11 protein-coding genes and 1 pseudogene are annotated in these 10398 nt (G+C 74.5%); 5 read left to right on the top strand and 7 right to left on the bottom strand.

The features are described from left to right. Nucleotides 1–57: 57 nt before the first annotated feature. The 3 genes from ACWGJO_RS39520 to ACWGJO_RS39510 all read right to left on the bottom strand — a co-directional run bounded on the left by ACWGJO_RS39520 (nucleotide 58) and on the right by ACWGJO_RS39510 (nucleotide 2614). Complete coding sequence (locus ACWGJO_RS39520; protein ID WP_452190515.1) at nucleotides 58–1029, bottom strand: NADPH:quinone oxidoreductase family protein; 972 nt, start codon at nucleotides 1027–1029, stop codon at nucleotides 58–60. Continuing rightward, nucleotides 1026–1784 carry an SDR family oxidoreductase gene (locus ACWGJO_RS39515; RefSeq protein ID WP_387687405.1) on the bottom strand — a complete coding sequence of 253 codons (759 nt, stop codon included), beginning with the start codon at nucleotides 1782–1784 and terminating at the stop codon, nucleotides 1026–1028. The genes ACWGJO_RS39520 and ACWGJO_RS39515 overlap by 4 nt, the downstream gene beginning before the upstream one ends. 71 nt (nucleotides 1785–1855) lie before the next feature. Continuing rightward, nucleotides 1856–2614, bottom strand: coding sequence for an SDR family oxidoreductase (locus ACWGJO_RS39510; RefSeq protein ID WP_452190513.1), 759 nt, complete (start codon nucleotides 2612–2614; stop codon nucleotides 1856–1858). A gap of 189 nt (nucleotides 2615–2803) precedes the next feature. Between ACWGJO_RS39510 and ACWGJO_RS39505 the strand changes: the two genes are divergently transcribed. From ACWGJO_RS39505 to ACWGJO_RS39490, 4 genes are all read left to right on the top strand, one after another. Beyond that, the gene (locus tag ACWGJO_RS39505; RefSeq protein ID WP_452190512.1) at nucleotides 2804–3430 is read left to right on the top strand and encodes a TetR/AcrR family transcriptional regulator; all 627 of its coding nucleotides are present in this window, start codon (nucleotides 2804–2806) and stop codon (nucleotides 3428–3430) included. 335 nt (nucleotides 3431–3765) lie between these two features. Then, nucleotides 3766–4029 carry an ABC transporter permease gene (locus ACWGJO_RS39500; protein ID WP_452190510.1) on the top strand — a complete coding sequence of 88 codons (264 nt, stop codon included), beginning with the start codon at nucleotides 3766–3768 and terminating at the stop codon, nucleotides 4027–4029. Between the two features lie 18 nt (nucleotides 4030–4047). After that, nucleotides 4048–4830, top strand: coding sequence for a hypothetical protein (locus ACWGJO_RS39495; protein WP_452190508.1), 783 nt, complete (start codon nucleotides 4048–4050; stop codon nucleotides 4828–4830). 6 nt (nucleotides 4831–4836) lie between these two features. Beyond that, complete coding sequence (locus ACWGJO_RS39490; RefSeq protein ID WP_452190506.1) at nucleotides 4837–6237, top strand: hypothetical protein; 1401 nt, start codon at nucleotides 4837–4839, stop codon at nucleotides 6235–6237. 96 nt (nucleotides 6238–6333) lie between these two features. Here the strand turns inward: ACWGJO_RS39490 and ACWGJO_RS39485 are convergent, their stop codons facing one another. The 4 genes and pseudogenes from ACWGJO_RS39485 to ACWGJO_RS39470 form a co-directional block, all read right to left on the bottom strand. Then, nucleotides 6334–7407: a M14 family metallopeptidase gene (locus ACWGJO_RS39485; protein ID WP_452190504.1), complete on the bottom strand. Its 1074-nt coding sequence runs from the start codon at nucleotides 7405–7407 to the stop codon at nucleotides 6334–6336. Between the two features lie 15 nt (nucleotides 7408–7422). After that, complete coding sequence (locus tag ACWGJO_RS39480; RefSeq protein WP_359909239.1) at nucleotides 7423–7752, bottom strand: hypothetical protein; 330 nt, start codon at nucleotides 7750–7752, stop codon at nucleotides 7423–7425. A 100-nt stretch (nucleotides 7753–7852) separates the two neighbouring features. Next, nucleotides 7853–8575: a TetR/AcrR family transcriptional regulator gene (locus ACWGJO_RS39475; RefSeq protein ID WP_452190501.1), complete on the bottom strand. Its 723-nt coding sequence runs from the start codon at nucleotides 8573–8575 to the stop codon at nucleotides 7853–7855. A gap of 500 nt (nucleotides 8576–9075) precedes the next feature. After that, nucleotides 9076–9255: pseudogene (locus ACWGJO_RS39470) on the bottom strand (lysine transporter LysE); the annotation flags it as partial. Between the two features lie 200 nt (nucleotides 9256–9455). Between ACWGJO_RS39470 and ACWGJO_RS39465 the strand changes: the two are divergent. Beyond that, the gene (locus ACWGJO_RS39465) at nucleotides 9456–10085 is read left to right on the top strand and encodes a maleylpyruvate isomerase N-terminal domain-containing protein (RefSeq protein ID WP_452190499.1); all 630 of its coding nucleotides are present in this window, start codon (nucleotides 9456–9458) and stop codon (nucleotides 10083–10085) included. Nucleotides 10086–10398: the final 313 nt, after the last annotated feature.

The raw sequence follows: 10398 nt of genomic DNA, 5'->3' as shown, positions 1-10398 counted from the left end.
GCCACAGCCAACGGGCTGTGGCCTCGCCCCGTGTCGCGCTCCGGGCCGCGTGGCGGGTCAGTCGCCGAGGACGGCGATCCGGCCGGTGCTGTGCCCGGCGGCGACGAGTCGGACGGCGTCCGGGGCGGCGGCCAGCGGCACCCGGGCGCTCACCAGGGGGCGGACGGCGCCCTGCTCGGCGAGCCTGCCGAGCTCGTCGTGGGCGGTGCGGACGGCGCGCGGGTCGTGGGTGTTGTAGAGGCCCCAGTGCAGGCCCAGGATCGAGTAGTTCTTCACCAGGGCGTGGTTGAGCGCCGGGGCGGGGATCTGCCCGGCGGCGAAGCCGACGACCACGATCCGGCCCTCGAAGGCGATGCACCGGGTGGAGCCGGTGTAGGCCTCGCCGCCGACCGGGTCGAAGACGACGTCCGCGCCGCGTCCGCCGGTGGCCTCCTTGACGGCGGCGACGAAGTCCCGCTCCCGGCGGTCCACCACCAGGTCGGCGCCGAGCGCCCGCGCCGCCTCCGCCTTCGACGGCCCGCCGACCACGGCGATCACCCGTGCCCCGGCGGCCCGGCCGAGCTGGACCGCCGCGCTGCCGACGCCGCCGGCGGCCGCGTGCACCAGCAGGGTCTCGCCGGCCCGCAGCCGGGCCCGGCGGTGCAGCGCGAACCAGGCGGTCTGGTAGCCGATGTGCAGGGCGGCGGCCTCGGCGTCGTCCAGCACCTCGGGCGCCGGGAACGCGGCGGCGGCGTCCAGCAGCGCGTACTCGGCGAAGGCGCCGTGCGGCAGCACCGGGTTGCCGATCAGCCGCTCGCCCCGCCGGGCGCCGTCCACCACCTCGCCGCACAGCTCCACGCCGGGCGTGAACGGCAGCGGCGGGCGGACCTGGTACTGCCCGCGCACCATCAGCGCGTCCGGGAAGTTGACGGCCGCCGCCCGTACCCGCACCAGCAGCTGCCCCGGGCCGGGCACCGGCCGCGCGAGGTCCTCGACCAGCCGCATCACCTCACCGGGCTCACCGAGCTCGTCAACCTGCCAGGCCCTCACAGCAGTTCACTCCTCTCCAGCCCCTGCTGGAGCCGGTTCATCCCGGTGAGCCAGCGGTCCGGCCCGGTGGCCCGGGCGCGGCAGTAGTCGGCGACCTCGGGGTGGGGCAGGAGCAGGAAGCGCTCCGCGCGCATCCCGTCCAGGGCCGCCTCGGCGACGTCCGCCGGGTCGAGCGCGGTCGGGGCCAGCAGCGCCTCGCCGACCGCGCCGGTGGAGGCGAGCAGGTCGGTGCGCACGCCCTGCGGGCAGAGCGCGTGCACCCGCAGGCCCCGGTGGCGGTAGGTCGCGGAGAGCCACTCGGCGAAGGCCAGCGCGCCGTGCTTGGTCACCGAGTACGGGGCCGAGCCCAGCATGGTGAGCAGCCCGGCGGCGGAGACGGTGGCCAGGAAGCGGCCCTCGCCGCGCTCCAGCCAGCGGGGGAGCAGCAGTTCGGCGGCCCGGACGTGGGCCATGACATTGACCTCCCAGGCGCTCGTCCAGGCCGCGGCGGGCGCGTCCGCGCCGCCCACCGGGGCGACGCCCGCGTTGGCGCACCACACGTCGATCTCGCCGAGTTCGGCGCGGGCCCGGCCGACCAGGTCGGCGATCCCCTCGGCGGAGGCGGCGTCCCCGGGCAGTGCGGTGCCCGCGCACTCCTTCGCGACGGCGTGGGCGGCCCCGGCGTCCAGGTCGTTGACCGCCACCCGGGCGCCGGCCGCGGCGAAGGCCCGGGCCAGCGCGGCGCCGATGCCCCGGCCGCCGCCGGTCACGACCACGCCCCGGCCGTCGAACGCCCGGTTGTCGGACGTCCCGCTGTCGGCCGGCGGGTCGTTGACGTCCCCGGGGGTCACATCCCACCGCCGAGGGTGACCCCGCCGTCCACGACCAGGGTCTGGCCGGTGATCCAGCCGGCGTCCGGCGAGAGCAGGAAGGCGACGGCGCCGGCGATGTCCTCGGGGACGCCGAGGCGGCCGAGCGGGTAGGCCCTGGCGACCTTCTCCTCGCGGCCCTCGTACAGGGCCTCGGCGAACTTGGTCTTGACCACGGCGGGGGCGACGGCGTTGACCCGGATGCCCTGGGGGCCCAGTTCGGCGGCGAGTTCGGTGGTGAGCCGAATCAGCGCGGCCTTGCTGACGCCGTACATGCCGATCCCGAGCGAGGAGCGGATGCCGGCGATGGAGGCGACGTTGACGACGGAGCCGCCGTGCTCGCCCATCCAGGCGGCGTGCGCGCGGCGGGTCCAGGTCAGTGGGGCGAGCACGTTGACGGCGAGGATCTTGGCGGCGGCGGCCTCGTCGGTGTCCAGGACCGGCCCGTACACCGGGTTGATGCCGGTGTTGTTGACCAGGTGGTCGAGCCGCCCGAAGGCCTCCAGGGTGCGGGTGACGGCCTCCTCCTGGTGCGCGGGGTCGTCGGCCTTGCCCGCGACGGCGATCGCGTTGTCCGGGCCGCCCAGCTCGCGGACGGCGTCGGCGAGCGGTTCCGGGTTGCGGGCGGTGAGGCAGACCTTGGCCCCGCGGTCGACCAGCTCGCGGGCGATGCCGAGGCCGATGCCCCGGCTCGACCCGGTGACGACGGCCACCCGGCCCTTGAAGGAGTGCACCACGGAGCGTCCTGCCTTTCGTGCGAGGATCTCTGCCAGCAGCTGACTAAGCGCTTGCTCAGCATGCTGTCGGTGCGGGAGCCTGTCAACACTCCCTACGACCGTCCGTCCCCGGCCCGAACGGGGCCGACGCCCGGGCCGGGTGGCCGGTCGGAGGGAAAGCCTGTACGAGTTCTCTGGGAGGATGACGCCATGACCAGCACCCCGCTCGCCGACCTCTGGCCGACCCTGCCCGGCGCCGACGTCCGCCCCGAAGCGGCGTACCGGCTGCTCCAGGCCGCCGTCGAGTCGTTCGCGGAGCGCGGCTTCCACGCCACCACGACCCGGGACATCGCCACCGCGGCGGGGATGAGCCCGGCGGCGCTGTACATCCACTACCAGTCGAAGGCCGCGCTGCTCGCCGAGATCAGCCGGGCCGGGCACGCCGCCACGCTGACCCTGGTCCGGAACGCGGCGGCCGGCGAGGGCGGCCCGGCCGAGCGGATGCGGCGGCTGGTCGAGCAGTTCACCGCCTGGCACGCCCGGGCCCGGACGGTCGGCCGGGTGGTCAACTACGAGCTGCACGCGCTGCCCGAGGATGCCTACGCCGTGGTCGCGGCGCTGCGCCTGGACATCGAGCGCGAGGTCAGCGCGCTGATCGGGGCCGGCGTGGCCGCGGGGGACTTCCAGGTGGCGGAGGTGCGCACGGCGGCCCGCGCGGTCACCTCGCTGGGCATCGACGTCTCCCGCTGGTACACCGACAACTCGACCGAGGCGCCGGAGGAACTCGGGCGCCGCTACGGCGAGTTGGTGCTGCGGATGCTCGGCGCCCGGGTCTGACGCGGAAGGCGGCCCGGTCCGCCCTTGACCTGCTCACGGAGTGCGAGCAGACTCGTATACGAAGTACGTGTGCCTCGTAGGCGTACAGCGCAGGGACGGGACGCGGACGACCCGCGATCCCCTCCCGGCCGCACTCCCACCGCAGCTCCGACGCTGCGGATCGAAGCAGATCACCTCCCGCGGCGATCACGCCCCCGACCGGCGGCGCCGAAGGGAGCAGCCCCCGACCCGGGCCGGCCCGGCCGGGCCGTGCCGCCGCCACGCGCGGCGGCACGGGAACGGCGCGCGCTGCGTCGCGGCGCGGCCCGGGCGGTTGGAGAAGGGGAGGCGCAGTGATGCCCTTCCGGCAAACGAATCCGGTCCGTCCCCGCTTCTGGCTGGAGACGGCCCTCGGCGGACTGTCCGGACTGCTGTTCCTGCTCACCCTGGTGTGGCCGCAGTGGATCGAGACGCTCCTCGGCATCGACCCGGACGCCGGCAGCGGTGCGGCGGAGTGGCTCGTGGTCGCACTCGCGCCCGCCGTCACCGCCGCCTGCCTGCTCGGCGCGCGGATCGAGTGGCGTCGGGCGCACCCTTCCTCGGCCCGCGCGCTGCGGTGAGCGGAGAGGAGGACCGTCATGACCGACATGTCACCCGTCAAGCACGAGGAGCTCACCGACCTCGTCCGGCGCACGCAGCTGAGCTTCGTGGGCACGGTCACCCGGGTCGGCGGCACCTCGCTCGCGGCCGTTCCGGCCGAGGCCAGGAACGACCGGACAGCCGTGGTCAGGGTCGACCAGGTGCTGCACGCGCCGGAAGCGTTCCGGCAGCTCGCGGGCAGTGAGATCACCGTCCAACTGTCGCCCGACGCGGGTCCGATGGGCGTCGGCGACCGGGCCGCGTTCTTCACCCAGGGCATGGTGTACGGGGAGGGCCTGGGCGTCACCGAGGTGGGCCGGCTGCCCGCCGGGGCCGTCCAGCACCACGTGTCGCTCGCCGCCACCACGGCCGACGAACAGCCGTTCACCTCGGTGCAGCGGGAGATCCGCCACCAGGATCTGGCCGCGCACGCCGCGGAGGCGGACGCCGTGGTCGTCGGCACGGTGGTCGGCCTGGAACGGGCCGGCGGCGCCGACCGCGCGGACCGCCGGTCCGAGCACTCGCCGGACTGGTGGCGGGCGTCGATCGCCGTCACCCGGGTCGAGAGCGGCCAGGTGAAGGACGCGACCCTCGCCGTGCTGTACCCCAACAGCCGCGACTCCCACTACTACCGGGTGCCCAAGCCCAGGGCCGGCCAGGAGGGGCTGTGGCTCCTGCACGCCACCCAGGACGACCAGCGCGAGCTCGCCCCGTACGAACTGATCCACCCCGAGGACTACCAGCCGGTGCACAAGCTCGCCGTGCTGCGCGAACGGAGGTGAGCCGACATGCCCACCCTCAAGGTCGTCAACATCACCCCGAAGGCGCTGAGCGGCACCGCGACCCAGGACTCCGAGCCGTTTCTCGCGGTCAACCCCGAGACGCCCACGGAGATGGTCGCGACCGCCTTCACTCCCGACCCGATGGGCGGTCCGCTCGCCCCGGTCTACGTGTCCACGGACGGCGGCGACAGCTGGGTGCTGCACGCCATCGTCCCCGGCGCCGCGCCGGGACTCGGTACCGCCGACATCACGGTGGCCTTCGCGGCCCAGGGCGGTGCCCTGTACGCGGGCATACTGAACGGCCTGGCCGCACTGCACCGGCCCACGCCGATCACCAGGATGCAGATCCTTCGAACGCCGAGCATCGCCTCGACCGCGCCCATGGAGATCCTGGTGAGCCGGGACCAGGAGGACCAGCCGTGGGTCATCGCCGACACCGTGACGGCCGGCGGTGCCGGCCGCGACCGGGTCTACGTCGGCAACAACGGTCCGGGCCCGCGGACCGCCGTCGTGGACGTCTCGGGCGACGCGCGGACGGCGCCCGCACCGGCCGGATTCGTGCCCACGGTGATCGAGAACCGTGATGCGGCGAATCAGGACGGGCCGCCGGTGCGCCTCGCCGTGCACCCCGACGGCACCGTCTACGCGGCGTTCGAGAGCTGGCGGACCAATGACCAGGGCGACCCGATCACCAACGTCACCTTCGACGTCGTGGTGAGCCGGGACGACGACGGAGGCGTCGGCGCCCACCCGTTCCAGGACCTCAAGGACGCCACCGACAGCGTCCCCGGGCAGCGGGTCGCGACCGACCGCTTCGTCGCGTTCAACTCGACCATGGGGCAGGAGCGGCTCGGCGGCGACCTGACGATCGCGGTGGACCCGACCGACGCCGACCGCGTCTGGATCGCCTGGTGCGACCGCGTGGGCGGCCCGGGCGGTGTCGACAACACCCTGCACGTCCGGCACTCGCAGGACCGCGGCCAGACCTGGCGGCAGGTGCGCGACGACATCACCGACGTCAAGAACCCGTCGCTGGCCGTCAACGAGGACGGTCTGGTGGGCTTGGTCTACCAGCGGTTCGCCAGCAACCAGTGGACGACGATCCTCGAGGTCACCGCCGACAACTGGAGCACCGCGCCGGAGTCCGACGTACTGCACCAGGCGCCCGCGAACGTGCCCCGGGCCGCGGGTCTGCCCTTCCTCGGTGACTACATCCGGATGCTCGCGGTCGGGAAGGACTTCTACGGCGTCTTCGCCGGCAACAACACACCGGACCGGGCCAACTTCCCGGTGGGCGTGACGTACCAGCGCAACGCCAACTTCACCGTCCACCAACTGCTCAGCACCGACGGCGTGACCCGGGTGCCGCCGTCCATCGACCCGTTCTTCTTCCACCGGGCCGCCTGAGCGTTCCACCGGGCCGCCCGAGCGCGCGCCCGGGGCGCCCGCCACGATCCTTCGTGGCGGGCGCCCCGTTGTCGGGGACTGTGGTTCGGGGGTTGTTCAGGTGGTGGCCAGGCAGAGCTGCACCAGCCCGGCGTCCACGTCGCGGATGATCTGTTCCATCTCCGCCCACCGCGGGTGGAACTCGGTGCCCCACTCGACGGTGAAGCCGAGCACCTTGCCCTGGTCGGGGTCGGCGAAGGTGCGGGAGTAGACGTAGTCGTCGCTGGTCCCGCTGGTCGGGTACAGATGGAAGCCGCTCATCGGCTTGTACGACAGGCCGCGCACGCCGTTGACGCCCTTGCAGAACGCCTCGGCGAGCAGCACGGCGGTGTCCTCGTCGTCCTTGGGGATGTACTCGGCGTACGTGAGGTCGCCGGGCAGGCCGCGCTTGCCGTCGTAGTCGGAGTTGCGGAAGTTCATGTCGGGGTCGATCGACTGGTTCTCGTCGTCGCCCCAGTTGTAGAGCATGTCCTGCGAGTAGCTGTGCACGTCGACGAACCACCGGGTCAGCGGGAGCTGGTCCAGCAGCCACTGGACGTTGCGGGTCTCCGGCTCGGAGAACGGGCTCGGGCCGGCGTAGACCTGCTGGTCGCACGGGTCGTTCGACACCTGGGGGTTGGCGCCCGGGGCGAAGGCGGTGACGAAGTCGAAGAGGAAGTCGTAGTTGCGGTTGAGGTCGACGCCGACGCAGTCCGGGGCCGGGTTGCCGCCGGCGTTCGCGGGGTTGCGGTTCTTGCGCCACATGGGCCTGACGGTCTGGCTGTAGTGCCGGCCGTCGGGGTTGACCAGCGGGTAGAGCACCAGGTCGAGCCGCTGGAGCAGGCCGCTGACCTGACCGGCGGTGAAGGCGGTGCTGCCGTAGCCGAGGCCGGTGCCGTCCCGGTGGGCCTCCAGCAGGTCGGCGGCGAGGTGGATGAGGATCTCGCAACTGCCCCACTCACGGGCGTGGACACCCCCGATCATCATGACGCACGGCTTGGGGGCCGCCGCGGGTTCGCTGATCAGCAGGGCGTGGGCGGTGCGGCCCTCGAACGAGGGCTCGGGCAGGGTGACGAGTTGGGTCAGGTCGGGGAAGGCGGTGGCCAGGCTGGTCACGGCGGACTCGACCTCGGTGACGTTCAGGTACGGCATGGCGGGCCTCCCGGGTCAGCCGGAGAGCTTGGCGGCCAGGCCGCGCGGGACGGCGTCGGCGGGGGCGAAGCGGTCGCCGCTGCCGACCTCGGCCTGGGCGGCGCGCCCGGCCTCGCTGGCGTTGCCGGTCATGGTGACCGTGACGCCCTCGCGTTCGAGGGCCGGGATCCGGTCGGCCGGGACGTAGACGTCGATGCCGATGCGGCCGTCCTCCTCGACGTGCGGGCGTCCGCCGACGTCGGGGCGGGTGTCGCGCAGCAGGGCGCGCAGGGTCTCCGGGTCCTTGGCGGTGACGCGGAGGCGCAGGATGTCATCGGGGGGTGACGTGTCGGGTGCGGAGGACATGGGGACTTCTTCCGGGCGCCGTCAGCGGGCTGCCGCGGTGGTGCCGGGCGGCGCGGCGGCGCCGATAGGAGCGGATATGTCCGACGTGTACCTCGTATCCTCAGGATCCGCCGTCACGGTAGAAGTCGTCAAGGGGCGGCTCGGGCATCCCGTCGAGCAGGCTGTCCAGGCCGCTCAGCATCTCGGCCTCGTGGTCGAAGTCGGCGAACCGGGGCACCAGGGCGCGCAGCCTGGGGTAGTCGGCGGCGGGCAGCCGGTGCAGGCCGAGCCGCAGGGCAGGGTCCGGCTCGCTCGGGTTGTCGACCACCTGGCGCTTGTCCACCAGCAGGCAGCCGAGGTTCCAGGCGACGAAGGTGCGGTAGACGGTCAGCGCGCGGGCGTCGTCGAAGCCGGCCCGGCCGAGCACGGCCAGGATGTGCTCCGTGAGGTCCAGCACCGAGGCCGGGCGGCGGGACACCGGGACGGCCAGCGGACGGGTCGCGACCAGCGGCAGGATCTCGGGGTGGGCGTGCGCGGTGGCGGCGAACGCCCGGGCGATCCGGCGCAGTTCGGCGCGCCAGCCGTCCGGGTGGGAACCGCTGGTGGAACCGGCCCGCAGCCGGGCGTTGATCTCGTCGAAGTAGGCCTCGACCAGGCCGTCGATCAGGGCCTCCTTGCCCGGGGTGTAGCGGTACAGGGCCATCGACTCCACGCCGAGCTCGGCCGCGAGCCTGCGCATGGTCAGCGCGCCCAGGCCCTCGCGGTCGACCAGGGCCACGGCGGCGCCCAGCACCAGCGGGCGGCTCAGCCGGCCCCGCTTCTCGGGGGCGTCCTGCTCGGCCATCTCCGCACTCCTCCGGGTCGGTGGCGGCGTTCCCGGTCGCGCCCGGGCCGTTCGGAGGGTCCGGTGGACCGGCCGTGGCGCGGGGCCCGCTGCCTGGGCTGGGGGTTCGGCGTTTTCGGCGGATGTCACTCAGCGGATACAGAACCAGGATACAAGGTAGGAATCGGACGTAAACGGGTCAACGGGATGTGCGGGTCGATTCGCCGATCCCGCTGGTCAGCCGACCGGCGGTGGAGCGGCGGGGGCGACCGGCACGGCGACCGGGGCGGCGGGGTCGGTTGCGGAGGGTGGCCGAGGCGGCGGTGGCGGACCGGCCCCGCGGAGTTCGGTGAGTGGCGGTGACCAGGCATGGGGCTGGGCATCGGGCGGCGGCTCGGTGACCAGGACGGCCGAGCCGGGTGCGGTGCGTAGTCGGGAGGTGGGTGGCGGCCGGCGGGGGAGTGGTGCCGCGCGGGCCCCGGGCTGCAGGCCGCCACCCCGGGGTCCGCGCCCCGGATTCAGCCCGGGACTCGGTCGAGCAGCGCGTAGAGCCCGTCCGCGGTGGCCACCCCGAGCGCGGCGCAGGCGCCGGTGCGCAGCGAGGTGCGCGCGGTGAGCGACACCAGGTAGGCCCCGACGGCCCCCACCGGGACGGCCACGCCGAGCCCGGCGAGCAGCCCGGCGACCAGCGCGGCCCTTATGGGCGGGCGGCGTCGGGCCTCCGGGGGCGGCCGGGCTGCTGTCGGCCCGGGGCCGGGTGGGCGGCGGGCGCGGGCAGCGGGCGGGCGGCGGAGTCGGTCATGGGCCGATGGTGACGGCCCGGGGAGGGGGCGGCAAACGGTTTTCCGGAAGCCCGGGATAGCGTGGGGAGGTCCCGTGATCACCATTCCGAGGAGAGCCGATGAGCAGTCAGAACGACCCGGTGCGCGTACTGTTGGCGGAGGTCTGGGCCTCCTGGGCGGAGCGGGGCGCGGCCCTGGCCGCCGAGGACTGGGGGCGGTCCACCCGGCTGCCCGGGTGGACCGTACGGGAGTTGTACGCGCACGTGGCGCCGGTGCCGGAGATGTTCACCGGGCTGCGCGCGGCCGTCCTGGACGGGCGGCCCGAGGTGGTGGACGGGGCCGGCGTCCTGCGTGTCTACAACCGGCCCGGCGGCATCGCCCACACCGCCGCCGACCAGGTCGCCGAGGCGGCGAAGCAGGTCGCCGAGGTGGCCGAACCCGCTGTGCTGATCGCCCGGTTCGGCGTCGAGGGGCCGGCCGCGCTGGACGGCCTCGCGGACCTTCCGCCGGGCACCGCGGTGGCGCACCCGCTGCTCGGCAGCGTGACGGTCGGCGCCCTCGGCGAGGTGGCGCTGATGGAGGCGACCGTCCACCTGCTCGACCTGATCGCGGCCGTCGGCGGCCCGCCGCCCGCCGAGGGGGCGCTGGACTTCACCCGTGCGCTGCTGGCGCGGGTCGCCGACCCGGTGGACTTCATCGAGGCGGCGACCGGCCGCGGCGCGGCGGCGGTGCTGCCGGTGGTCCGGTAGGGCGCCGGGCCGGTCGTTCGCCGAGGGAGGCCGGTCCCCCGAGGGGCCGGCCGCCGGGTGAGGCGTATGCGTCTCATGTCATGAGCCTTTCAAAGGCGCGGGTTTGCTGTCACTCTGCTGCTCCCGGCCCGATCCCCACGAGAGGCTCCGATGAAAAGACTCCTGCCTGCCCTGACCGGCGCCGCGCTGTTCGCGGCGACCGGCCTCGGGGGGGGGGCGCCCCCCCCCCCCCGGCGGGGCCGCGCCGGGGCCACCCCCCCCCCGCCTGGCCGCACGGGGGGCGGGGGCGGGGGGGTGCGCGGGGGGGGGGGCC

The organism is Kitasatospora sp. NPDC054795, from assembly GCF_053611565.1.
The sequence above is the reverse complement of the archived record's forward strand: the minus strand, read 5'-3'. Positions and strand labels throughout refer to the sequence as shown.